At 67.6% G+C, this 23,272-nt stretch carries 25 protein-coding genes and 2 tRNA genes; 5 read left to right on the forward strand and 22 right to left on the reverse strand.

All coding sequences use genetic code 11. The features are described from left to right. The first annotated feature begins 22 nt into the window (after nt 1-22). From AC4BAR_RS06650 to AC4BAR_RS06660, 3 genes are read left to right on the forward strand one after another with little or no spacing between them, the layout of a single operon-like run. Nucleotides 23-319: an antibiotic biosynthesis monooxygenase family protein gene (locus AC4BAR_RS06650; RefSeq protein ID WP_490627022.1), complete on the forward strand. Its 297-nt coding sequence runs from the start codon at nt 23-25 to the stop codon at nt 317-319. A gap of 10 nt (nt 320-329) precedes the next feature. Beyond that, the gene (gene gtdA / locus AC4BAR_RS06655) at nt 330-1,385 is read left to right on the forward strand and encodes a gentisate 1,2-dioxygenase (protein ID WP_490627023.1); all 1,056 of its coding nucleotides are present in this window, start codon (nt 330-332) and stop codon (nt 1,383-1,385) included. Beyond that, nucleotides 1,382-2,077: a fumarylacetoacetate hydrolase family protein gene (locus AC4BAR_RS06660; RefSeq protein WP_490627024.1), complete on the forward strand. Its 696-nt coding sequence runs from the start codon at nt 1,382-1,384 to the stop codon at nt 2,075-2,077. Before gtdA ends, AC4BAR_RS06660 begins: the two co-directional genes overlap by 4 nt. A gap of 14 nt (nt 2,078-2,091) precedes the next feature. Here AC4BAR_RS06660 and AC4BAR_RS06665 read toward each other — a convergent pair whose 3' ends face one another. The 13 genes from AC4BAR_RS06665 to AC4BAR_RS06725 are packed head-to-tail and all read right to left on the reverse strand — an operon-like array spanning nt 2,092 to nt 14,086. Next, on the reverse strand, nt 2,092-4,125 hold the full coding sequence (locus AC4BAR_RS06665; protein WP_490627025.1) for a TadG family pilus assembly protein: 2,034 nt from the start codon (nt 4,123-4,125) through the stop codon (nt 2,092-2,094). A gap of 9 nt (nt 4,126-4,134) precedes the next feature. Beyond that, nucleotides 4,135-4,620 (reverse strand): TadE/TadG family type IV pilus assembly protein, encoded by a 486-nt coding sequence (locus AC4BAR_RS06670; protein WP_490627026.1) that lies wholly within the window; start codon nt 4,618-4,620, stop codon nt 4,135-4,137. Continuing rightward, complete coding sequence (locus tag AC4BAR_RS06675) at nt 4,617-5,141, reverse strand: TadE/TadG family type IV pilus assembly protein (RefSeq protein WP_490627027.1); 525 nt, start codon at nt 5,139-5,141, stop codon at nt 4,617-4,619. The genes AC4BAR_RS06670 and AC4BAR_RS06675 overlap by 4 nt, the downstream gene beginning before the upstream one ends. A gap of 5 nt (nt 5,142-5,146) precedes the next feature. Further along, nucleotides 5,147-5,434: a DUF3613 domain-containing protein gene (locus tag AC4BAR_RS06680; RefSeq protein ID WP_490627028.1), complete on the reverse strand. Its 288-nt coding sequence runs from the start codon at nt 5,432-5,434 to the stop codon at nt 5,147-5,149. 20 nt (nt 5,435-5,454) lie between these two features. Beyond that, nucleotides 5,455-6,312 (reverse strand): tetratricopeptide repeat protein, encoded by an 858-nt coding sequence (locus AC4BAR_RS06685; RefSeq protein WP_490627029.1) that lies wholly within the window; start codon nt 6,310-6,312, stop codon nt 5,455-5,457. 9 nt (nt 6,313-6,321) lie between these two features. Continuing rightward, entirely contained in the window at nt 6,322-7,293 is a 972-nt protein-coding gene (locus AC4BAR_RS06690; RefSeq protein WP_490627030.1) for a type II secretion system F family protein, read from the reverse strand. Between the two features lie 2 nt (nt 7,294-7,295). Then, nucleotides 7,296-8,240, reverse strand: a complete 945-nt coding sequence (locus tag AC4BAR_RS06695) for a type II secretion system F family protein (RefSeq protein WP_490627031.1) — start codon at nt 8,238-8,240, stop codon at nt 7,296-7,298. Continuing rightward, nucleotides 8,233-9,552: a TadA family conjugal transfer-associated ATPase gene (locus tag AC4BAR_RS06700; RefSeq protein WP_490627032.1), complete on the reverse strand. Its 1,320-nt coding sequence runs from the start codon at nt 9,550-9,552 to the stop codon at nt 8,233-8,235. Before AC4BAR_RS06700 ends, AC4BAR_RS06695 begins: the two co-directional genes overlap by 8 nt. Nucleotides 9,553-9,575: 23 nt before the next feature. Further along, the gene (locus AC4BAR_RS06705; RefSeq protein WP_490627033.1) at nt 9,576-10,835 is read right to left on the reverse strand and encodes a CpaE/TadZ family protein; all 1,260 of its coding nucleotides are present in this window, start codon (nt 10,833-10,835) and stop codon (nt 9,576-9,578) included. Continuing rightward, nucleotides 10,832-12,424: a type II and III secretion system protein family protein gene (locus AC4BAR_RS06710; protein WP_490627034.1), complete on the reverse strand. Its 1,593-nt coding sequence runs from the start codon at nt 12,422-12,424 to the stop codon at nt 10,832-10,834. Before AC4BAR_RS06710 ends, AC4BAR_RS06705 begins: the two co-directional genes overlap by 4 nt. After that, entirely contained in the window at nt 12,421-13,335 is a 915-nt protein-coding gene (cpaB, locus tag AC4BAR_RS06715) for a Flp pilus assembly protein CpaB (RefSeq protein WP_490627035.1), read from the reverse strand. The genes AC4BAR_RS06710 and cpaB overlap by 4 nt, the downstream gene beginning before the upstream one ends. 30 nt (nt 13,336-13,365) lie before the next feature. After that, nucleotides 13,366-13,869, reverse strand: coding sequence for an A24 family peptidase (locus AC4BAR_RS06720; protein WP_490627036.1), 504 nt, complete (start codon nt 13,867-13,869; stop codon nt 13,366-13,368). 46 nt (nt 13,870-13,915) lie between these two features. Further along, nucleotides 13,916-14,086: a Flp family type IVb pilin gene (locus tag AC4BAR_RS06725; RefSeq protein WP_490627037.1), complete on the reverse strand. Its 171-nt coding sequence runs from the start codon at nt 14,084-14,086 to the stop codon at nt 13,916-13,918. 487 nt (nt 14,087-14,573) lie between these two features. Here AC4BAR_RS06725 and AC4BAR_RS06730 point away from each other — a divergent pair, with 487 nt between their 5' ends. Continuing rightward, nucleotides 14,574-14,744 carry a Flp family type IVb pilin gene (locus AC4BAR_RS06730; protein ID WP_490627038.1) on the forward strand — a complete coding sequence of 57 codons (171 nt, stop codon included), beginning with the start codon at nt 14,574-14,576 and terminating at the stop codon, nt 14,742-14,744. Between the two features lie 31 nt (nt 14,745-14,775). Beyond that, a complete protein-coding gene (locus AC4BAR_RS06735) occupies nt 14,776-15,411 on the forward strand; it encodes a methyltransferase family protein (RefSeq protein ID WP_490627039.1) in 636 nt (211 codons plus the stop codon). A 61-nt stretch (nt 15,412-15,472) separates the two neighbouring features. On the opposite strand, the gene AC4BAR_RS06740 is transcribed toward AC4BAR_RS06735, so the two are convergent. The 9 genes from AC4BAR_RS06740 to uvrC all read right to left on the reverse strand — a co-directional run bounded on the left by AC4BAR_RS06740 (nt 15,473) and on the right by uvrC (nt 23,240). Next, nucleotides 15,473-15,548 (reverse strand) — tRNA-His (locus AC4BAR_RS06740). 55 nt (nt 15,549-15,603) lie between these two features. Further along, nucleotides 15,604-17,511: a SurA N-terminal domain-containing protein gene (locus tag AC4BAR_RS06745; RefSeq protein WP_490627040.1), complete on the reverse strand. Its 1,908-nt coding sequence runs from the start codon at nt 17,509-17,511 to the stop codon at nt 15,604-15,606. 57 nt (nt 17,512-17,568) lie between these two features. Next, nucleotides 17,569-17,644 (reverse strand) — tRNA-Val (locus AC4BAR_RS06750). A 15-nt stretch (nt 17,645-17,659) separates the two neighbouring features. Then, nucleotides 17,660-17,965, reverse strand: coding sequence for an HU family DNA-binding protein (locus AC4BAR_RS06755; protein ID WP_490627205.1), 306 nt, complete (start codon nt 17,963-17,965; stop codon nt 17,660-17,662). A 240-nt stretch (nt 17,966-18,205) separates the two neighbouring features. Next, nucleotides 18,206-19,297 (reverse strand): tartrate dehydrogenase, encoded by a 1,092-nt coding sequence (locus tag AC4BAR_RS06760; protein ID WP_490627041.1) that lies wholly within the window; start codon nt 19,295-19,297, stop codon nt 18,206-18,208. A gap of 29 nt (nt 19,298-19,326) precedes the next feature. Continuing rightward, nucleotides 19,327-20,205: a DMT family transporter gene (locus AC4BAR_RS06765; RefSeq protein ID WP_490627042.1), complete on the reverse strand. Its 879-nt coding sequence runs from the start codon at nt 20,203-20,205 to the stop codon at nt 19,327-19,329. Next, nucleotides 20,202-20,768, reverse strand: coding sequence for a CDP-diacylglycerol--glycerol-3-phosphate 3-phosphatidyltransferase (gene pgsA, locus AC4BAR_RS06770; RefSeq protein WP_490627043.1), 567 nt, complete (start codon nt 20,766-20,768; stop codon nt 20,202-20,204). The genes AC4BAR_RS06765 and pgsA overlap by 4 nt, the downstream gene beginning before the upstream one ends. A gap of 35 nt (nt 20,769-20,803) precedes the next feature. Then, nucleotides 20,804-21,301, reverse strand: coding sequence for a hypothetical protein (locus AC4BAR_RS06775; RefSeq protein WP_490627044.1), 498 nt, complete (start codon nt 21,299-21,301; stop codon nt 20,804-20,806). Continuing rightward, nucleotides 21,288-23,240, reverse strand: a complete 1,953-nt coding sequence (gene uvrC, locus AC4BAR_RS06780) for an excinuclease ABC subunit UvrC (RefSeq protein WP_490627045.1) — start codon at nt 23,238-23,240, stop codon at nt 21,288-21,290. The genes AC4BAR_RS06775 and uvrC overlap by 14 nt, the downstream gene beginning before the upstream one ends. Nucleotides 23,241-23,272 lie beyond the last annotated feature (32 nt).

Consider the following 23,272-nt stretch of genomic DNA (forward strand, 5'->3'; position numbering starts at 1 on the left):
CCTGTTTTTTCAAGGACATCCCATGATTCTCGAAGTGGCCGACATCCGCATCCAGCCCGGCCAGCAAGCGGCTTTCGAGGCCGCCATCCGCCATGGCGCCCAGGCCGTGATTGGCCAGGCCAAGGGCTATCTGGGCCACACGGTCCACCATGGCATCGAGGCGCCCGAGCGCTATTTGCTGCAGATCCGCTGGGCCACGCTGGAAAACCACACGGTGGATTTCCGCCAGTCGCCGGCGTTTGCCGAATGGCGGGCCATTGTGGGCCCCTTCTTCGCCGCGCCGCCGGTGGTGGAACACTTCACGCTCCTGGCGGACTGAGCCTGGCGCCATGGCCACCCAGCAGGCCGATACCCGGGCGGAGCGGCGTGCCTTTTACGAAGCCATCGCGCCCCAGCACCTGACCCCGCTGTGGGAGGTGTTGCACGCCCTGGTGCCGTCGCAGCCGGCCAGCCCCTGTGTGCCGGCGCTGTGGCGCTACGCCACGCTGCGGCCGCTGTTGATGCGGGCCGGGGAGCTGATCAGCGCGGCCGAGGCGGTGCGCCGGGTGCTGATTCTGGAAAACCCGGCGCTGCCCGGTCGGTCGGCCGTCACCCAGTCGCTGTACGCCGGGCTGCAGTTGATCCTGCCCGGCGAGGTGGCGCCCAGCCACCGGCACAGCCAGAGCGCGCTGCGCTTCATCGTCGAGGGCCGCGGCGCCCACACCGCGGTGAACGGCGAACGCACCACCATGGCCCCGGGCGACTTCGTCATCACCCCGAGCTGGACCTGGCACGACCATGGCAACGAGGCCCAAGAGCCGGTGGTCTGGCTCGACGGCCTGGACATTCCCATGCTGCGGTTTCTGGATGCTGGTTTCGCCGAGAACGGCAGCACCGCCACCCAGCCACTGGCCCGGCCCGAGGGCGCCAGCCAGGCCCGGTTTGGCCACACCATGGCGCCGGTGCGGCACGACGCCAGCACCGACGCCGCCCCGCTGTTCAGCCACCCCTACAGCCGCAGCCGCGAGGCACTCAACCAGCTGTCGCGCACCACGCCGCTCGATGCCTGGGACGGCTTCAAGCTGCGCTACACCAACCCGGTCACCGGCGGCTGGCCCCTGCCCACACTGGCCGCCTTCATGCAGCTGCTGCCGCCGGGTTTTGACGGCCTGGCCTGCCGGCAGACCGATGGCGCGGTCTACAGCGTGGTCGAAGGCGCGGGCAGCGCCTTCATCGACGGCCCGGCGGGCAGCCAACGGCTTGACTTTTCTGCCCGCGACCATTTTGTCGTGCCGTCCTGGCACCGGCTGCGCCTGGCCTCTGCCGGCGGTGCGGTGTTGTTCAGCTTTTCCGACCGCCCGGTGCACGACGCGCTGGGGGTTCACCGTGAAGAAAGACTGCCATGAGCTTTGTGTTCACCCCCCCTGCTGTGCCCTCGGTGCCCGTGCTGGGCCGCAGCGAGCGTTTTCCGGTGCACCGCATCTACTGCGTGGGCCGCAACTACGAGGAGCATGCCAAGGAAATGGGCTTCACCGGCCGCGAGCCGCCGTTCTTTTTCATGAAGCCGGCCGACGCGGTGGTGGCGGTCGAGGCCGGTGCCACCGGCCGCATTCCCTACCCCTCGCTGACCCACAACCTGCACCACGAGATCGAGCTGGTGGTGGCCATCGGTGTCGGCGGGCGCAACATCCAGGCGGCTGACGCACTGCAGCATGTGTTCGGCTATGCGGTGGGCCTGGACATGACCCGGCGTGACCTGCAAACCGAGATGAAAAAACAGGGCCGACCCTGGTGCATCGGCAAGGGCTACGACGACTCGGCACCCATCGGCCCCATCACCCCGCTGGCCCAGGCCGGCGACCTCACGCAGGCGGCGATTTCACTGCAGGTGAACGGGGCCGACCGCCAGCGCAGCGCGGTGGCCAAGCTGATCTGGAACATCGGTGAAATCATCGAACACCTGTCGGCCGCCTGGACCCTGCAGCCCGGCGACCTGATCTACACCGGCACACCCGAAGGCGTGGCGGCGGTGGTGTCGGGTGACGTGATGGTGGGCCGGGTGAGCGGCCTGGAAACGCTGACGGTGGCCGTGGCCTGAGCCAGGGAACGGCCTCAGTACACCAGCCGCGGCTCGCCGTTGCAGTTGAGCTTGATCAGGTGGACGTCGGTCACACCCAGGTCGATGCCCAGCACGTTTTGCAGCAGCGGCGTCAGCACCGAGCTGCCCAGTGCATTCAGCAGCGGCTTCACCAGGCCGGTCAGGTAGGCCAGCGAGTTGTTCACCGTGCTGCCCAGCGTGGTGTTGCTGGACGCGGCCAGCGTGTCGCGCAGCATCTGTTTGCAACCGGCCTCGGTGCCGCCCAGGTAGGCCAGACCAGTGCAGGAGTTGAGCAGTGAGCTCACCACCCCGCCCAGCAGGTTGACCACGCCGGACAGCAGGCCGCTGTTGCCGGCGTTGGCGGTGACGCGGCTGTTGGCGTCGGTCAGCCGGCTGCCGCGGCAGGCCGGCGTGGTGGCGGTGCAGACGCTGGCGGTTTCGTTCCAAATCTGGTCGCGCAGGTTGTCGAGCTGGGTGCTGGTGGGCGCGGTGGTGGGTGGCTGGGCACCGAACAGCTGGTTGGTCAGCTGGGTCACCAGGTTGGACACGGTGGTGCCAATCTGCAGGTTGTTGGTGGTGCTTTGGGTTTCGCCTTCTTTCAGCGTCACCGAGCCATTCGACGGCAGCGCGTCCAGGTTGATCTTCTGGGTGGCCTGGATCAGGCCTGCCACGCTGAGCAGCGGGTTGGTGGGGTTGGTCAGGTTGTCGTTGCAGGCGTTGCTTTTGGAAAACAGGTCGCCGGCGGCGATGGTGCCCACACAGACTTTGGCAATCGACGACTCCACCGTGATGCGGGCCCGGTCGTTGCCCGAGCCGTCGCGCTGGTTGGCGGTGCACAGCTCGGCCAGCGTGCCCTTGCCGCTGACCACATCGACCACGATGGGAAGATCGACCGACACCAGCGGCGACAGCAGCGCGCCCAGCAGGCCGCTGGTGGTCTGCACGCGGATGGAACTGCGCACCTGGGCGGTGTAGGCCGACACACCCACCGCGCCAAAGGCCACCGACGGCGGCTCCACCACCCCCACCTTGGCGGTGACCGTGGCCAGGCCCAGCAGGTTGAGGCTGAGCGAGGGCACATCCACCGCATGGCCGGCACTGGCCACGCCCACTGCGGCCTTCAGGATGTCGAGTGCGCTGACCTGGCTGCTCAGGGCCGAGCCGGCCGAGGTGTCGGGCGTGACCACGTTGGCGAACAGGCCGCGCGAGGTGCCCGAGCTGTCCGAGCCCAGCTTGATCTGGTTGACGTTGCCCGCGCCGCCCAGCTTGGTGGTGAGCGCGTTCAGCAAGGTGGTGTTGAGGGCCAGCAGGTCCGAGCGGCCGGCCGCCACGGCGGTGGCGTCCAGCACCTGGCCCAGCGTGACCTGGTTGGCCTGCAGCAAGGCGTTCATGCCGGCCACGGTGAGGTCGCTGGCCACCGGAATGCCCAGCTGCTGCAGCAAACCGCCGGGGGTGATGTTGACATCGGCCAGGCCGTCGTAACCCACCAACGAGGTGCCGGTCAGGTCCAGGCCCAGCATCTTCAGCGTGTCGCCCAGCAGGCCGTTGCCGGTGACAGCCAGCAGCTTGGTTCCGACCGAGAAACCGGCCAGAGGCGGACCTGATTTGGCCACCGCCTGGGCCGACACCAGCCGGCTCGACAAATAGGGCAGAAAGGTCGGCCCGGTGCCCGACACCAGCACGTTGATGGCGTTGTACGGTGAGCCCGCGGTGTCGAAGTACTTGTCCTTGCTGGTGTAGGCCGGGTCAAAGCGGCCGCAGGTGGGCGTGACCGTGATCGGAAAGCCCAGCGACTGCAGGTTCTGGTTGGCATTGGCCACCGCCGCCGCGTTGGCGTTGGCGCAGCTGTCGGTGGCCAGCGTGCGGGCGCCGGTGATGGCCGCCAGGTCGGCTGCCTTCTGCATCTCGCGTTTGACGAAAAACAAATAGCCCAGCTCGGTGCCGGTGAGCGCAATCACGCAGACCAGCAAGGCCACCGCGGCCTGCACCAGCACCGCGCCACCCTGGCGGCGGCCACGGGCATGGGAAAAACGGGCAAAACGGGGCATGGGGAGGTCCTACTTGGGGGCCACGGCAAAGGCGTTGAGTGTGCTCGGGACCCAGCTGATCAGCGGCAGCACGGGCAGGATGCGGTTGTTGGCGTACTGGTAGGCCACCGTCACCTTGACGCAGCCACTGACACCGGCACAGGCGGTGTCCACTGTGACCGTGACGTTGCTGGGGTTGCTCAGCCAGGTGCTGCGGGCGGCCTGGGTGGTGCCCACCGAGCTGGGGGCAATCAATGAGTTGGCCAGCGAGGTTCTCACCACGGTGATGATGCGGCTGTCGTTGGCGGTGACCGGCGTGGCGCCCAGCAGCGACACCGCACGGGCGCCGTCCTCGGCCGCCCGGGCCAGCACCTGCTGGGTGTAGAACACCGCACCCAGCGAGGCTACACCGTACAGGATGGAAACAAACAACAGGAACACCAGCGCGAACTCGATCGCCGCCACCCCGCGCTGGGCGCGGGCCGTGGCCGGGGCAAACAACCGGGGCCGGGTCATGGGGCGAGCGTCTTGGCGTCCACCAGCACGGTGGCGCTGGCCTGCAGCACGCTGGGCAGCAAAAAGCCCAGGCCTGGCAGCGGCGGCACGATGGGGTTGGCGGCGTAGTTGTAGCTGGCCACCACGGTGAGCTGGCAGGCGGTGGTCACGGTGTCGCCACAGACCGCGGTCGGCGCAGCCGGTGTGCTGGTGGGCTCGCAGCTGACCCCGCCGGCGCACAGGTCGGCCACCACGGTGCGGGGGCCGGGCATCCAGCTGGTGCGCTGGTTGGCCACCGTCACCGCCTGCTGCAGCCGGGCGCCGGCGGTGGGCCGGTATTGCAACGCCGCGCGGGCGCCCTCCTCGGCCGCATGCTGCAGATCGATGCGCATGAACATCACCACCGCGAACGCCAGGCTGCCGTAAATCACCAGAAACAGGAATGGAAACACCAGCCCGTACTCCAGCGCATAGGCGCCGCCCTGGTGGCGGGGCCCAGGCCCCACTCCCCGGCGCCGGGTGATGGCGAAAGCGCGGCGCATCGGTGTCAGCGCGCCGCGCCGCCCTTGGTCAGGTCGCTGGCCATGCGGTCCGGGATTTTGGTCTTGAAGCTCTCCAGGTAACGCTGGTAGGCCAGGTCCGAGGTCGCGCCCAGCACCGGCAGTGGGGGCGCGGCCTGGCTGCCGTCGCGCTGCTGGGCCAGCAGCGCACGGGTGCTGCCACCCACCACCGGTGGCTCGGCCGGTGCGGCCAAGGCCAGGCCAGCGACCGAGGTCAGGGCCAGTGTCAGCGCGGACCGGGCGCCCAGGGAAAACAAGGAAGACGAAAAAGGCATGGCAACAACTCCTGAAAACATCACTGCACCGCGACACGGGCCGGCGTGGCACGGGCGGGTTCGGCCGTCCAGCCCGACAGGCTGGACGACATGCTGAGGGCCGGTGCAAACACCAGCGTGGGCGCGGGCTGGCGGGCGCTGTCGGCCACGCCATGGCGTTGCTGGATGGCGCGCGCCTGTTCGGCAATCTGGCCGCGGGTGGCGGCTGGCAGCTGGTGGCTTTCCATCACCTTCTGGGCCTGGGCCAGCTGGCCGTCCAGCGTCAGGAACAAGGCCACGTTGCTCCAGACCCGTGGGTTGTCGGCCGCCAGCTCGGAGGCCTGCATCAGCGGCACACGGGCGGCTGGCCATTGGCCTTGCTGCATCAGCACATAACCCAGGTCATTGAGGATGGCGCCATCGGTGGGCGCGGCCTGCATGGCCTGGGTGAAATAGGCGGCCGCGCCAGCCAGGTCACCTGCGCGGCTGGCCAGCAAGCCCAGGCCATGGGCGGCGCGCGCCTTGGCGGGCGTGCCCAGCAGCTGGGTGTAGAGCAGCCGGGCCGGCTCGGCCTGGCCGGTCTGGCGCAGCGCGTCGGCCTTCAGCAGGTTGGAATCGGCGTCGGCCCCCCAACGCTGCTGCAAGGCGTCGATGTGGGCCAGCGAGGCGAAGTAAAGGCCTTTTTGCTGCATCTGGCCCACCAGCTGCAAATAGGTGGCGCGGTTGTCGGTGTTGGCCGGTGCGGGCAGCGCGTCGGCCGCCAGGCTGTCGCTGATGGACGGCGCGCGCGGCGTGGCGGCGGCCGTGCCGCCGCCACGGGTGGCACAGCCGCCCAGGGCCAGCAAGGCTGCGGCGGTGACCACAGCGGTCCAGCGGGTGAAACAGGGCTTGGCGTTCATGGGTTTCCTTCAGTGGTTGCCGAGCGCACGCAGGATGCCGATGAAACCGGGGCCGCCGGCCACGATCAGCAGCGCGGGCAGCAGGAACAGAATCATCACGGCGCTCATCTTCACGGTGATGACGCCAATCTTCTCCCGGACCCGGTTGCGCCGTTGCTCCAATAAGCGGTCGCCAAACCGCTTCATTGGCTCTTGCACGGAGCCGCCATACCTGTCTATCTGGGTGATCAGGTCGACAAACACCTTCAGGTCGTCGTTGTCGAACAGCTTGACCAGGCGCTGCAGGCTTTGCTCGCGGCTGCGGCCGGCCGAGAACTGCTGGTTGGCAATGCCCAGTTCGTCGGCCAGCACCGGCGCGGTGCTGCGGAAGTCGTGGATCACCAGCTGCAGGCTCTGGTCCACGCTCAGGCCCACGCCCATCAGCAGTTGCAGCAGTTCCAGCAGCCAGGGCAATTCCACCTCGACCCGGCTGTGGCGGCGCGCGGCCAAGGCCTTCAGCACCCATTTGGGCAGCAGAAAACCCAGGGCACCGGCGGCAAACAGGGCCAGCCAGAAATTCGAGGCCGAGCCGGTCCAGAACAGCACCACGCCGGCCATCAGCAGCAGCGGTGTGAGCATGCGGATGCCCAGGAAGATGTAGCGGCTGCGCAGGTCACGGAAGTTGCACAGGGCCAGCAGGCGCACGTCCTCGTCTTCCAGCGACATCTGGCCGAAGCGCGACACCGACACCCGCTCGCCCCAGCTGGCCATGGAGTCGCCCAGCCGGCGGGCGGTGGCCGCGCCCGGCCGCTGCTTGACGCTGGCCTCGCCCTCGGCTTCGACCGGGGCCGGGCGGTCGCCGGCCAGCACCGCGTCCAGCCGCTGCCGGGCCTGCGCCTTGCGGCGGGCACCCAGCCAGAAGTCCAGCCCCAGCGCCAGCGAGGCCAGGCCCACCAGCGCGGCGCAGACCGTCATCCACAGGGAAAAGGAATCGGTGACCACGGTCAGTCCTCCAGCGACTTGGTGAGCTTGTAGAGCACGCCAGCGCCCAGCAACTGCAGCACCAGCGCACCCATCAGCAACTGCTTGCCGGTGGGGTCGACCCACATGCGGCCGATGTATTCGGGGTTGGCGCCAACGATGTAGACCGCCAGGCTGACCGGCAGCAGGCCCAGCACCCAGGCCGACAGCCGGGTTTCTGACGACTGCGCCATCAATTCCTGCTGGGCCTGTTCGCGGTCACGGATGAACACCGCGACGCGCGAGATGATCAGATCGGCGCGGCCGCCGAAACGCATGGCCATGCGCAGGATGGAGGCCAGCAGCATCAGCTCGGTGGAGGCATAAAGCTCACCCACGGCCTGCAGCGACTGGTCGGGGTCCAGGCCACCGGCCTGCAGCCGCGAGGCGTGTTCGGTGGCCAGACCCAGCGGGGAGCCGGCGGCGGCCGGCGCGTTCTGGAAGGCCGACTGCACGCTGTGGCCCACCGTCATCAAACGCACCACGTTGTCCAGGTAGGCCGGGATGTCGTGGGTCAGCGCCTTGCGCCGGCGGGCAATCCGCAGGTTCAGCCACATCACCAGCATCAGGCTGCTCGCCAGGGCCACAATGCCGCCCAGCAACAGACCGCCCCACAGCAACGCCACGCTGGTCAGCAGCAGCGGCGGCAGCACCATCAGCACCAGGGTGCGCGGCCGGGGCCGCAGGCCGGCGCGCTGCAGGGTCTGGTTGAACGGGAAATCGCGGCTGCCGCCCAGCACCGCCTGCCGGCGTTCGCGGCGCTGGCGGCCCTGGGCCTGGTCGGCCAGCCCGTCCAGCGCCAGCAGCTGGTCGATGCCGGCGGTGGAGGCCTGGCGCCGGTCCTGCCAGCGGGCCCGTTGCCACAGCCAAAGGCCGCCGCCGGCCAGCAACAAGGCCAGGGCCAGGGTCTGAAGCAACAGGCTAGACATGGATGCGCCCCTTGGCTGCGGCCTGCGGCGCCTGGCGCAGCGCGGCCAGCTTGGGGCTGTGGGCGGGCACGCCCAGCGCATGCCAGCGGTCGTGTTCCTTGCCGTCGGCCGCGAGCACGGTTTCGTGGCGGAACAGCTCCTGCATGGAGACGATGTTGTCGCCAAAGCCGGTGATCTCGGTCACCGACAGGATGCGGCGCTTGCCATTGGCCAGGCGGCCGATCTGCACGATGAAGTCCACCGCGCTGGAAATGGTGCGGCGCAGGCTGGACTCGCTGCCCTGGAAGCCGGCAAAACCGGCCAGCATTTCCATGCGGTACAGGCATTCGCGCGGGCTGTTGGCGTGGATGGTGCCCATGGAGCCGTCGTGGCCGGTGCCCATGGCCTGCAGCAACTCCAGCACCTCGCCGCCGCGCACCTCGCCGACGATGACGCGGTCGGGCCGCATGCGCAGGCTGTTGCGCATCAGGTCGCGCGGCGTGACCTCGCCCGTGCCCTCGAAGCCACCGGGGCGCGATTCCAGCCGCACCACATGCTCGTGGCGCAGCTGCAGCTCGGCCGTGTCCTCGATGGTGATGATGCGTTCGGCCGGGCCGATGAAGTTGGCCAGCGCGTTCAGCAGCGAGGTTTTGCCCGAGCTGGTGCCGCCGCTGATGATGATGTTGCAGCGGTTGCGCACCGCGGCGGCCAGCAGGTCGTAGACCGGCTGGTTCATGGTGCCCAGGTCGATCAGCTCCTGCGGTGTCATCGGGTCCTTGCGGAACTTGCGGATGGACACCACCGGGCCTTCCAGCGCCAGCGGTTCGATGATGGCGTTGAGGCGGCCACCGTCGTGCAGCCGGGCGTCGACCATGGGGCTGGACTCGTCGAGCCGGCGGCCCAGCGGCGCCAGGATGCGGCGCACGATGCGCAGCAAATGGGCGTTGTCGGTGAAGCGGGTGGTGCTGCGTTCCAGCACACCGCCACGCGACACGAACACCTCTTTGGGGCCGTTGCACAGGATGTCTTCGATGGCCGGATCGGCCAGCAGGTCTTCCAGCGGGCCCAGGCCCACCAGGTCCTTGAACAAGGCGTCGGCAATGACCCGGGTTTCCAGGTCGTTGATGGGCACACGGCGGCTGCGGATGAACTGGTCCACCTCGGCCAGCACAAACTGCTGGACCGCGGTGCGTGGCCGTTGCATCAGGCCCTGGCCTTCTTCCTCGATGCGGGTCAGCAGGTGCGCCTGGGCGCTCTGCTTGATGTCGAGGAATTGCTGGGATTCGGCAAACCCGTTCAGGTCGCCCGACAGTTCATAGAGGTTGCTTCGCATCAGGTCCTCGGGGATTCAAAGGGTCAAGACCGGTTCACCAGGCGACGCAGGCCACCCACCAGGCCGGTGCCAAAACGGGTGGCTGCGGGCCGGGTCGCGGGCGACCAGGCCCCCTGGGCCAGCACCGCTTCGAGTGCGCTCACAAAGGGGTCATTGGGGGCCAGTTCGGCCAGGGCCTTGCCCTGGTTGGCGGCCTGCAGCATGGGCACATGGCGGTGTGGCAAGGTGGCCAGGGCAGTCACGCCGAGGCGCTGGGCCACGTCGCTCACACCCAGGGCCAGCGCCTCGTCGTGTTTGGTCAGCAGCAGTTGCAGCTTGCCCACGATCACCGCCCGCTCGGCCAGCGACTGCACCAGCGTGCGGGCCGACACGATGGCACCGGCCGACGGGTCGCTGACCAGCAGCACGTCGTCGGCCTGGCGCACCATGGCGGCCACAAAATCGAGGTCGGTGCAGCCGCCGAGATCGGCCACCACCAGTGGGAAGAAACCGCGCATGGCCCCCAGCACCGCCAGCGCGTCGTCGTAGGAGATCTCGCGCATGCGTTCGGGCTGCGACGGCATGGGCAGCAGCGTGAAGCCGCTGGGGTGGCGGGCAAAGGCCGAGGCGATGAAGGTCTCGTCGATTCGGCTCAGGCTGTGGATGGCCTGCAGCAGGTCGAACTCTTTTTTCTGGTGCAGGTACAGCGAGGCGTCGGCCACCGGGATGCCGAAGTCCAGCAGCAGCACCCGGCCGTCCTGGCCGAAATGCTGCTGGGCCAGCAGCGACAAATTCACCGCCACGCTGGTCGTGCCCACGCCGGGCCGGCCACCGACCAGGGCCACCATCTTGCCGCGGGCGGCCGGGGCCGGGCTGACCGGGCCGTCGGGGCTGGCTGCCAGCGCCCGGCGCACGATGGCACCGGCGTCGCCGTCGGCGTCGTGCAGGTCAATGAAGTCGCGAACGCCGGCGCGCAAGGCCGCCAGCACCGAGTCGGCCAGGGCGGCATTGCCCACCGCCACCAGCGACAGTTTGGGGCTCTGGGTCACCAGCTGTTTGGCCAGCGCCGCCGAGCGGCCGGCCTGGGCCGGCGAGAAATCCAGAAACACCAGCCGGGGCTTGCGCTGCGCCAGCGCCTCGGCACATTCAGGCACGCCGCCCGGCAAGGACACCAGCCGCCCCAGGTTGCCCACGATGCCGGCCAATCGGTCTTCGGTGCCCACCTGGGCGAATACCAGCGCCAGCTCGGGCAGGCTGCCGGCAGGGGCGCGCAGGTCGCTCAGTTCGGGCGGCATGGTGCTCATTGCGACAGCCCGGGAAAGCTGTTGCCACTGCCACCCAGCAGGTAGGGCGTCCAGACCGGGGCCTCGGTGCCGGTGGCCGCCGCACCCGGCAGCGTGCCGAGGTTGGCGCCCTTGGCCATGGGCCTGACCAGGTGGGGCGTGACGATGATCAGCAGTTCTTTTTCTTCGCTGCGGAAATTCAGGTTCTTGAAGAAGGCGCCGATCACCGGCAGGTCACCCAGCAAGGGCACCTTGTCGACGTTGGAGATGGTGCTTTTGCTGATCAGGCCGCCAATGACAAAGCTCTCGCCGTCACCCAGTTCCACCGTGGTGTCGGTGCGTCGGGTGCGGATGGCCGGCACCGAGAAGCCGCTGATGGTCAGCGCGTTGTTGTAGTCCAGCTCGCTGGCCTGGGGTGCGACCTTCAGCGAAATGCGGCTGGCGCTGATCACGGTGGGCGTCAGGTCCAGGCCCACCCCGAAGGGCTTGTACTGGATGGCCACCGAACCCAGGCCTTGCGGCACCGGGATGGGAATTTCGCCGCCGGCGAGGAAGCTGGCGCTCTGGCCCGACTGGGCCAGCAGCGTGGGCTCGGCCAGCACCCGGGCCATGCCGTTGCTCTGCAACAGGCTGAGGTTGAACAGGTTGCCGGACTGCGAGCTGATCAGGTTGAACGCCTGGGCAATCGGCAACAGGGGCTGCACCGTCACCGCCGACGGCGATACCCCACCGCCGCTCAGTGCGGTGGGCGAAAAGCCCACCTGCGAGCCGGCCGAGGGCGACAGCGTGCCGAACTTGAAGGTGCCGTCGGTGAACTTGGAGAAGTTGATGCCGATCTGCTTCAGCGCGGTCTTGCTGAACTCCACCACCTTGACATCGACCTGCACCGTGCCCGACAAGGCCACGGTGCTCTGGTCGATGACGGTCTTGCCGCCCGTGGCCGGCAGGTTTTGGCGGGCCAGCTCGCTGGCCTGGGCGTGGGCCAGCATGTCCGGCGAGGCGCCGGTCAGCACCCCGCCGTTGGCTTGCAGTCCGGTGCCGTTCAGGGCGTCGCCGTCCACCACCAGTGTCAGCGTGGCGGCCCTGGCTTGGCCACGGAACCAGACCAGCACGGTGGTGCTGCCGGCATGTTTGGCGGTCACCAGCAGGGCGCCATGGCCGGCCGCACTGCGGGGCTTGAGCAGCAGCGCGTCGGCCACGCTGGGGTCGGCCACGGCGATGCGGTCGATCGGCGCTGGCAGTGGCAGTTCCTGCTGCTGAGCGGATTTCAGGGCCAGGTTGGCCGGAAAGCCGGCGCCGGGCGAGCGGTCGACCGCGGGCTTGTCGGTCGCCGGTGTCGCTTTGGATGGATCGGCCTTGGCTTTCTTGGCCCGCTTGGCCTTGCGCGGTGGCAGGGCCACGCCGGCTTCGGCCGCAGCCTGGGCCGCGTCGGGCTGCACCGCCGCGGTCACTACCGGGGCGGCCAGCGCGGGGGTGGCGGCCGGGGCGGCTTCGGCCGCCCAGGCGCTGGGGGTCAGACCGCCGACGGCGACAGCCGCGAGGGCGATGGCACGCAACGGGTGTGCGGGCCGGGCCCACAGGGCGGCCAGGCGGGTTGGTTGGCGGCTCATTGGCGCACTCCTCCACGGATGATTTCAACGTTGTCGATGGCGGGACGGGCAGGCCCGGCGACGGCCACCGGGCTGCCCAGACGGGCCGGGCGGGCGTCCTTGCGGCCAGCCAGTCCCGGCAGGCTGGTGCCGGCATAGGCCTGGTTCACCGGCTCGGTGACTTCCTTGCCGTTGCGGGCCTGGATCACGGCCGGCGGGTTGGGGAACAGCTGGGCCGACGGCAGCGCGTCGTCTTTGGGGTTGCGCAGGGCCAGCGTCAGCCGGCCGGCGTTCTGCGCCAGATTCAGCTGGTTGATGTCGGCGATCGGCACCGCCAGCACCGTGGTGCGCACCGCGGCGGCCGTGCGGTTGGGGTCGGCCTTGGATGCCTCCTCGTTGACCGAGTTGCCGCCCACCGCCAGCACCCGCAGTTTGGACAGCAGCAGCCGGCCCTGGCTGGGTGCGATCTCGGCGTTGTCCTGGCGCAGCACAAAAAACACGTCGACAAAATCACCGGGCTTGACGCGGAAGCCGACGGCGATCGATTCGTCCACATTGATGGCCACCGCGCGCTCGCCGACCGCGACCTGGCTGGCCAGACCGCCGGACAAATGGCTTTGCAGCATGGGCACGCCCTCGCCCACGTCGGCCACCGGCACCTTGCCAACCACCTCGCTGACGTCGCCAAAACTCTCGGCTGGCTTGATGGGCAGTTTTTCCAGCCGCACGCTGTCGGCGGTGATGGGCTTGCCGGCGCTGAGCGCCTTGCTCACCACCACCACGGCGAACTGCGCCGCCGGGACGGTGGCATTGGGCGCGGTGGCTGCGGGCGCCACCGGCCCCGGTTGCCTGGCCAGCAACAGGGCGTAAAGCCCGATCAGGGCCGCCGCCACCAGCAGCAGCCCGGCGAAAATTTTGGTGATGGTGTTCATGGAAAAGGTCCAGGGACGGGAAGCGTGCTGTCAGTCGGCCAGGCCAAACGACAACCGGGAAATGAGTTCGGGCCAGAGCGCAACGGCCACCATCGCCAGCCCCAGGTGCAAACCGTAGGGCAGCCGGCCCTGGGCGGCGGACGCGGCCGGACGGGTCGCCCCGGGCACCCAGCGATGCCAGGCGGTCCAGGCCAGCGCATGCAGTGCCGACAACAGCGAGGCGATCAGCCAGATCGGCCACAGCGCCCAGCCGCCCATCAGCGCGCCGGCGGTGGCGAACAGCTTCACGTCGCCCGCCCCCATCAGCCGCATCAGGTGAAAAGGCAACAGGGCCAGCAGCCCCAGCACCGTGCCGAGCACGCTGGCCCACGGGCCGATGCCAAACGGGGTCTGGCCCTGCACCAGCAGGCCCAGCCAGGCCACGGCCAGGCCGGCCACCAGCAAGGTGTTGGGAATGCGACGGGCGTGCCAGTCGGACCAGGCGATCAGGCCGCACCACACCACCAGACCGGGAAGCAGCAGCTGCGGGTTCATGGTCTGGCCGTGGATGTGCTGCGGTGGCGTGCCCGGGTGCTGGCGATCAGGCGCCTGGCAAGGCGGTGGCGATGGATTCGAAGGTGGTCTTCAGCTTGGTGCCGACGCCGGTCACGGCCAGGATGATGACCACGGCAATCAGGCCGGCGATCAGGCCGTATTCGATGGCGGTGGCGCCTTCTTCGTCGCGAAAGAAGCGGGTCAGGGCTTGGTGCATGGAGGTCTCCAGAAGTGGGTTTAAGGAGGCTTGATCGTAGGCAGCCCTCTTCCGCGGCATCGGGAGAAAAGGGGGACTTTTCTCCTCCTATCTCAATAAGAGACAGTGGCCGCCGACCGACACCGACACCAATGGCTTACTTTCGGCGCCGAATCGGTGGAGAGGTATTAACCCTTCGCCCCGGCGCCCCACCCGTTCTGAGGTCTTAAGGCCCAGCACCAAGGGCCTGGCACGATGGCCTTCGAGACCCGGAACCCACCCCCGCTTGGAGAAGGGAAACGCCAGTGAACCCGGTGTTCCGCAGGCCCAACGGCGTACATCTTCCAGCTTAATACCGACCATGGGGTGGGCCGCATCGGCCACTTTTCGCTGGCCAGGCCCGCTGCGCCAAGGCCATGAAAACACCGCAAAACGCCGCTTATTCCTGCGATGGGGCGGCCCTGGCCGGCCTACGATGGCTGCCATTCAACCCACGAATGGAGCCCCCATGTCCAAAGCCCTTGCCCGATTCTTTCGCGACGAAGAAGGCGCCACCGCCATCGAATACGGCCTGATCGCCGGCTTGATTGCCGTGGTCATCATCCTGGCCGTGACCGATGTCGGCACCAAGCTGAAGACCACCTTCGAATCCATCGCCACCGCCCTGCCGGGCGCGTGACGTCACGGCACTGGTGCTGATGCGGGCTGGCATGCGTGCGGCCACGGCCCGGTACGTGCCGTCGGCGCGAACGGTCGATGGGGTGCTGAAGACACTCACTGCGCTGACGCTGGCCTTGTTCCTGACGCGGGTGCTGGCCCAGTTTCTGGCCACCCACAGCCCGGTGTTGTTTTTGCTGGCCGTGGGTGAGACGCTGACGGTGGCGCTGGTCATCCTGTCGCGCCACCCGATGACGCGTTCCCTGCACCCCTTTGACATCGCCATCACGCTGGGCGGCACCTTCTACATTCTGGGGGTGCAGGTCGATACCGGCCGGGCCCTGATCGACGAGCCCTGGCCAGTGCTGCTGCAGCTGGGTGCCATCGGTCTGCAAATCGCCGCCAAGTACACCCTGGGCCGCTCCTTCGGTCTGCTGCCCGCCAACCGTGGCGTGGTGCAGAACGGGCCCTACCGGCTGGTGCGCCACCCGATCTACCTGGGCTACCTGATGGGCCACGTCGGCTTTTTGTGCGGCTACTTCTCGCTGCAGAACGCTCTTTTGATGGGCACCGTCTACGTGCTGCAGATCGCCCGCATCCTGCGGGAAGAAAAGGTGCTGCAGCGGGACCCCGCCTACCGGAGCTTCATGCAGCGCACCCGCTGGCGGCTGCTGCCTGGCGTGTTTTGAAGCAAGGCTTTGGGCGCAGAAAACAAAAAAGCCTGTTGGCAACCAACAGGCTTTTTTGTTTTGGGGTGGCTGATGGGGCTCGAACCCACGACAACAGGAATCACAATCCTGGACTCTACCAACTGAGCTACAGCCACCGCAAGAGCAGGATTATAGCCGGGTCTGAGGGCCGTTTTGCCCGGCGCAGCACAATCAGGCGTTGCCGGTGGCGGGCGCGGCCACCTTGATCTTCACCTTGAACGTCTCTTTCAGCAGGTTGAAGTAGGCCTGGCCTTCGGCGGACGTCCACCAGCGGCTGAACTGGCCACGTTCCTGGCCACCACGGGCCTCGTCCACCGCATCGCGTGGCACGACCTTGTCGACCCGCACCACCGCATAGCCGGACTCACCCAGGTCCACCCCGGTCCAGGCCGGCAGCTGGCTGACATCTGCCCGCATCACACCGCGAATCAGCGATGGCGCCAGCTTGACCTGCTCGCGCGACACCGACTGGGTCTCGGTCAGCGTGGCCGTGTCCGGCTTGGCGCGCCAGGCGGCGAGCTTCTCGGCGCCCTCCTTCTTGGCCAGCGCATTGGCTTGTTTCTGGGCCACCAATTCACGCACCACCGTCTTGACCTCGGCCAGCGGAATGGTTCGCGCCGGTGTGTGCTGGACGATGCGGCCCGACACCAACTGGCTGGGGCCGATCTCGATGGCCTCGGTGTTGCGCTTTTTTTCCACCGCGTCAGCGGACAACACGGCGTTCAGAAAGTTGCTGTTGGCCAAGGCGCCCACCGCGCCGGGCGCAGGCTGGCGGGTGACGGCGTCGGCTGTCTTGATCTCCAGCTTGAGCTTGTCGGCCACCCCCTTCAGGCTGTCTGACTGCTCGTACACCGCGTTGGTGAAAACCTCGGCGGCTTCGGCGTATTTGGCGGCAGCGGCTTGTTTCTTGAACTCGGCTTCCAGCGTGGGCCGCATCTCTTCAAAGCTCTTTTGCTTGACGGCCTTGATGTCGGTCAGCTGGATGATGTGGTAGCCGAAGTCGGACTCCACCACGCCGCTGATGTCGCCCTTGGCCATGGCGAAGGCCGCATCCTCAAAGGGCTTGACCATCGCGCCCCGGGTGAAGAAATTCAGGTCGCCGCCGGCCGCGGCCGAGCCCGGGTCTTGCGACTGCGCCTTGGCGATCTCGGCAAACTTCTGCGGCGCCTTTTTCACTTCGGCCAGCAAGGCCTCGGCACGGGCCTTGGCCTTCTGGCGTTCGGCGGCCGGGGCGTCCTTGGCGGCGGCCAACAGGATGTGGCTGGCACGGCGCTCTTCCTTGCCGGCCAGCTTGGACAGGTTTTGTTCGTAGTAGGTTTTCAGGTCCTGCTCGCTGGGCACCACGTTGCGCTGCACCGCGGCCATGTCCAGCACCACGTACTCGATGCGGGCCTGCTCACTGGACCCAAAGCGCGCGGCGTTGTCCTTGTAATACGCCTCCAGGTCGGCGTCGGTGGGAGCGACCTTGGCCAGGTAGTCGGTGGGGTTGAAGCGCGCCATGCGCACCTCGCGCTTCTCGAAGAAAGCGGCAATCGCCTGGTCGGCGACGCGACGCGGCGCGAAGCCCGACTCGGCCACGCCTTGCAGCACCTGTTGCACCGACAGCTGGCTGCGCACCTGGGCTTCGAACATCTCGGGCGTCATGCCCTGGCTGCTGGCCAACTGCTTGTAGCGCTCCATGTCCAGCGTGCCGTCGGCGCGGCGCAGCGAGGCGATGGTGGGGTCTTGCTGCAACTCACTCGCCAGGCGCTGGTCGCTGACGCCGAGCTTGAACTTGCTGACTGCCGCCGCCAGCACGCGTTCACGCACCATTTTTTCCAGCGTGGCGTACTTGGCCTCTGGGGAGTCCAGCAGCTTGGCGTCCAGGCGGGGGTTGGCCGCCTTCAGGCGCCGGCCTTCCTGTTCGTGCGCGGCGTCCCATTCGTTTTGATGGATGTCCTGGCCGTCCACCGTGGCCACCACCGGACTTTTGGTGGCCAGGCGATCACCGCCCGTGCCCAACAGAATGAACGAGGGCACGACCAACAGGAACAGCACGAACAAAGCGGCTTTGGAGTGGTTGCGGATGAAATCAAACATGCCGTGACTTTCGAGAACGCATAAAAAAGGCGAACCTGTGTTCGCCTGGGTGTCGCTTGGTGGGTGCTGACGGGGTCGAACCGCCGACCTACGCCGTGTAAAGGCGCCGCTCTGCCAACTGAGCTAAGCACCCCACCGGAAACACATGTCAGTTCAGCGCGTCTTTCAACGCCTTGCCCGGACGGAACTTTGGCACCTTGGCCGCCTTGATTTTAATCGTGTCGCCGGTGCGCGGATTGCGGCCCGAACGGGCTGCACGTTTGCCCACGGCGAACGTGCCAAAGCCGACGAGGGACACCGAGCCGCCCTTTTTCAGGGTGGTTTTCACGGCGCCAATCGTGGCTTCCAGCGCGCGCGTGGCGGCGGCCTTGGAAATGTCGGCCTGCTTGGCAATGTGCTCGATGAGTTCAGCTTTGTTCACAGAAATCCCCTCGTTCAGAATTTGGTTGGTCAGATGATGGTTCGGGTCGGCAGAAATGCCTGCCTGCGAGTGACGGTCTGGGTGCAGACGTCTCTGGCGATTCGGCGCGGTGCTCAACGCATGTTGATTGGACCGGTGCGGGACAACGGTGTCAATGCGAGTTGCCCCACTGGCAAAGTTGGGCGATTCTAGTCTGTTTTTCCTCTGAAAACGGGCTGGCTGTCGCGGCGGCAGGGTCGGCGGTGGCGGCGTGCGCCGCGGGGGCCAAAAGCATCAACCACGCAAGGCATCGGCGACGGCGTGGCCAAGCTCGGTGGTCGAGGCCTGGCCACCCAGATCGGGTGTGCGCGGCGCCCCATTTTGGGGAGCCAACACCGTCTCGATGGCCGCCAGCACCGCATCGTGTGCGTCACGGTGGCCCAGAAAGTCCAGCATCATCGCGCCACACCAGATCTGGCCGATGGGATTGGCAATGCCCTGGCCAGCAATGTCGGGTGCCGAGCCGTGCACCGGTTCGAACAAGGACGGGAAACGCCGCTCCGGGTTCAGGTTGGCACTGGGCGCAATGCCAATGGTGCCGGTGCAGGCCGGCCCCAGGTCGCTGAGGATGTCACCAAACAAATTGCTGGCCACCACCACATCAAAGAAGTCGGGCCGCTGCACAAAGTGCGCGGTGAGGATGTCGATGTGGAACTTGTCCCAGCGCACCGCCGGGTAGGCCTGGGCCATGGCCACCACCCGCTCGTCCCAGTAGGGCATGGTGATGGCGATGCCGTTCGATTTGGTGGCGCTGGTGAGGTGTTTCTTGGGCCGCGACTGTGCCAGCTCGAAGGCGAACTTCAGCACCCGGTCGACCCCCACGCGCGACATCACCGTCTCCTGCATCACGATCTCGCGCTCGGTGCCCTCGAACATGCGGCCACCAATGGCCGAGTACTCACCCTCGGTGTTCTCGCGCACGATCATCATGTCGATCTCGCCGGGCTCGCGCGGCTGACCGTTCTTGCGCACCACCGGCGCCACAATGCCTGGCATCAGCCGGGCCGGCCGCAGGTTGACGTACTGGTCGAATTCGCGCCGGAACTGCAGCAGCGAGCCCCACAGCGAGATGTGGTCAGGGATCTTCTCCGGCCAGCCCACGGCACCAAAGTAGATCGCGTCATGGCCGCCAATCTGGTCCTTCCAGTCGGCGGGCAGCATCTGGCCGTGGCGCTCGAAATAGTCCCAGGACGAAAAATCAAAATGGTCGAACTGCAGGTCGATGCCGAAGCGACTGGCCGCCACCTCCATGACCCGCAGGCCCTCGGGCATGACCTCTTTGCCAATGCCGTCACCGGCGATCACCGCGATCCTGTGCTTGCCCATGCCCGCTCCTTTGTTGTGTGCCGCTGCCGTCAGCGCGCCGGCCGCACCACCAGCCCCACGCCAGCCGCGGTGAGCAAGGTGCCCAGCACGGTGATGGGCGTGATGGCCTCGCCAAACAGCACCCAGGCCATCAAGGCGGTGACCGGTGGCACCAGGTAAAACAAACTCGTGACCGCGGTGGCCGCGCCGCGCTGGATCAGCAGGTAGAGCAGCGAGCTGGCGCCGATCGACAAGCCCAGCACCGACCAGGCCAGGGCCCCGGCCAGCTGCGTTGTCCACTGCATGGCCTCGGCCTCCAGCAAGGCCAGCGGCAAGGTGACCAGCAGGGCCGCGCCCAATTGCACGCTGTTGGCGGCCCGCACATCGCAGGGCTCAACATGCTTCTTTTGGTACAGCGTGCCCACGGCGATGCTGAACAAAGCCAGCACCACCAGCGCCAAACTCCAGGCCGTGACCTCGCCGCCCTGGCCCAGTTTGGTCGACACCACCATCAGCAGCCCAGCAAAGCCCAGCCCCAGACCGGCCCATTGGCGGCGTGTGACCTGGCCACCCTGCGACGACAGCCACACCGCGGTGAGCACCGGCTGCAAGCCGACGATCAACGCCGACAGGCCCGAGCCCATGCCCGCCTTGACCGCCGCCCAGACGCCGCCCAGGTAGCCACCGTGCATCAGCACGCCGGTCACCGCCAAATGGCCCCACTGGGCGCGGGACGAAGGCCAGCGCACCTTGGCCAGCAGCACCCAGGGAATGAAACAGGCCAGCGACAAGGCGTAACGCGCCGCCAGAAACTTCATCGGCGGCGCATAAGGCAGACCGTAACGGGCAACGATGAAACCGGTGCTCCAGATCAGCACAAAGGTCAGCGGGGTGGCCCGCACCCAGGCGCTGTCGGCGGGCGCCGTCATGTGGCGCGGGCGCGGATTTCGGGCAAGGCCTTGCGCAGGTAGTACACCATGGACCAGACGGTGAAGATGGCCGACAACCAGATCAGCCAGATCCCCCAGACGCCGGTGTCGATGAGTTCGAACAAGCGGCCGTTGTAGAGCAGAAAGGGAATCGCCACCATTTGCACGGTGGTCTTGACCTTGCCAATCATGTGCACCGCCACGCTCTTGGAGGCACCGATCTGCGCCATCCATTCGCGCAGCGCCGAGATGGCGATTTCACGGCCGATGATGATCAGCGCGACGAACACGTCGGCCCGGTTCAGATGCACCAGCACCAGCAGCGAGGCACACACCAGAAACTTGTCGGCCACCGGGTCCAGAAAGGCGCCGAACGACGACTCCTGATTCAGCTTGCGGGCCAGAAAACCATCCAGCCAGTCGGTGAAGGCGAACAGCACAAACATCACCGTGGCGATGGTGTTGCGCGAGGGTTCGGACAGTGGCAGGTAGAACACGCCGACGATGAGCGGGATCGCGATGATGCGGGTCCAGGTCATCAGGGTGGGGATGGTGAAAAACATGGTCCGATTCTGGCACGAGGGACAAGCGCCCCGTGTCACGGGGTTTCCACCAGGGAGCGCAGCTGGAATTTCAGGTTGTCGTTGTACAAAAAGGTTTCGTTGAACTGCCAGGGCTGCGGCAGATGGCCCACCGGCTCAAAGGGTGCGGCGCGGCGAACGGCTTCCATCGCCATCTTCACCGTCTCCGTTGAAAAGCGCGGTTGGCGCATCACGTTGATGGAACGCACCGAGCCGTCGCGTGCCAGTTGCACCGTCAGCACCGGGATGGAACGCAGGCGGTCGGGCAAGGTGCCGGCAAACATCTGCGGGCCATTGTTTTCGGCAATGCGCTTGGCGGCACGCAGCCGGTAGTCGTCCCAGTTGCGGGCGGGTCGAACCGCCGGGTCCCGCACCGCGGGCGGGCGGGCGACGGTGGGCGCCGGCTCGGTCGGTGGGGGCGTGACCGGCGGCGTCGGCGGCTGGACGCAGCCGCTCAAGCCCGCGGTCAGGGCCAGCAGGGCCGCGGCCCGCCAAGGATGGTCAATGAAGCGCACGGTAAATTTCCTCCGCCAGTTCCCTGGAAATGCCATCCACGGTGGCGATGTCGGCCACCCCGGCCGACGCCACGCCACGAATGCCGCCGAAACGCTGCAACAGCCGGGCCCGCCGCTTGGGGCCGATGCCCGGAATGTCTTCCAGCTGGCTGCCACCGGTGCGCACCTTGGCCCGCTTGGCCCGCATGCCGGTGATGGCAAAGCGGTGGGCCTCGTCGCGGATCTGCGCCACCAGCATCAGCGCCGCCGAGTCCTTGCCAAGGTAGACCTTGTCGCGGCCATCGGCAAACACCAGCTCCTCCAGGCCCACCTTGCGGCCCTCGCCTTTTTCCACCCCGACCAGCCGCGACAGGCCCAGCCCCAGCGACTCGAACACCTCGCGGGCCACGCCGATCTGGCCTTTGCCGCCGTCGATCAGCACCAGCTGCGGCAGCCGGGCGTCATTGCCGTCCTGGGCCGCCGCCTCGGCCAGCTTGCTGTAGCGCCGCAGTAGGGCCTGGCGCATGGCGGCGTAGTCGTCGCCGCCGGTGATGCCCTCGATGTTGTAGCGCCGGTATTCGGCGCTCTGCATCGCGTGCCGGTGAAACACCACGCAAGAGGCCTGGGTGGCCTCGCCGGCGGTGTGCGAGATGTCGAAGCACTCGATGCGCAGCTGGGCCGGGTCGTCGATGGCCAGGTCCAGCGCCTCCATCAGGGCCCGGGTGCGGGCCTGCTGCGAGCCTTCTTCGGCCAGCAGCCGGGTCAGCTGGATGCGGGCGTTCTGCTGCGCCATCTCCAGCCAGATGCGGCGCTGCTCGCGCGGGTTGTGCACCGCGCTGATGCGCACGCCGGTCTGCTCCGACAAGGCGGCCAGCAAGGCTTTGCTGACGGGCTCGCTGGTGATCAGCGCCGGCGGCGGCGGCACACCGGTGTAGTGCTGGGCCACAAAGGCGTCCAGCACCAGGCCTTCGACCGAGCGCGGGGCGGCGCCGTCCGGTCCCTCGTCGGGCGTGGCCTCCCAGCCGGCGGCCTCCTCCACATGGGTGGGGAAGTAGGGTCGGTCGCCCAGGTGCCGGCCGCCGCGCACCATGGCCAGGTTGACGCAGGCCTTGCCGCCCTGCACCTGCACCGCCAGGATGTCGACGTCGCGGTCCGAGGCGGTCTCCACCGACTGCTGGTGCAGCACCTTGGACAGCGCCGCCATCTGGTTGCGGAGCTCGGCCGCCTGCTCGAAGCGCAAGGCCTCGGCATGGGCCATCATCCGCCCCTCCAGCGTCTGCAGCACGGTCTGGGTTTCGCCGCGCAAAAAGGCCTCGGCATGGGCCACGTCCTGCTGGTAGGCCTCGGGTGTGATGTGGCCCACGCAGGGCCCGGAGCAGCGCTTGATCTGGAACAGCAGACAGGGCCGGGTGCGGTTGGCAAACACCGTGTCCTCGCAGGTGCGCAGGCGGAACACCTTTTGCAGCAGCAGGATGGACTCCTTGACCGCCCAGGCACTCGGGTAGGGGCCGAAGTAGTGGTGTTTTTTTTCCACCGCACCCCGGTAGTAGGCCACCCGGGGATAGGGGCCGCCACCCGCGCCCTGGCCCGCCGCGGTGATCTTCAGGTAGGGGTAGCTCTTGTCGTCCCTGAACAGGATGTTGAAGCGCGGGTTCAGCGTCTTGATCAGGTTGTTTTCCAGCAGCAGCGCCTCGGCTTCGGAGCGCACCACGGTGGTCTCCATGCGCACGATGCGGCCCACCATGTGGCCGATGCGGGTGCCGTCGTGGTTGCGCTGGAAATAACTGCTGACCCGCTTTTTCAGGTTGCGGGCCTTGCCCACGTACAACACGCTGCCCTCGGCATCGAAGTAGCGGTAGACCCCGGGCAGGGCCGGCAGCGCGGCCACCTCGGCCAGCAGCTGCGGCGGGTGGGCCGAGGCTTCTTCTGTGGCGGCAAGGTTCTCCGGAGCGTCTGTCATGGGCCTATTGTGGACAATCTGCCCTCTGGAGG

The sequence above is a fragment of the Rhodoferax sp. SPJ4 genome, from assembly GCF_058216275.1.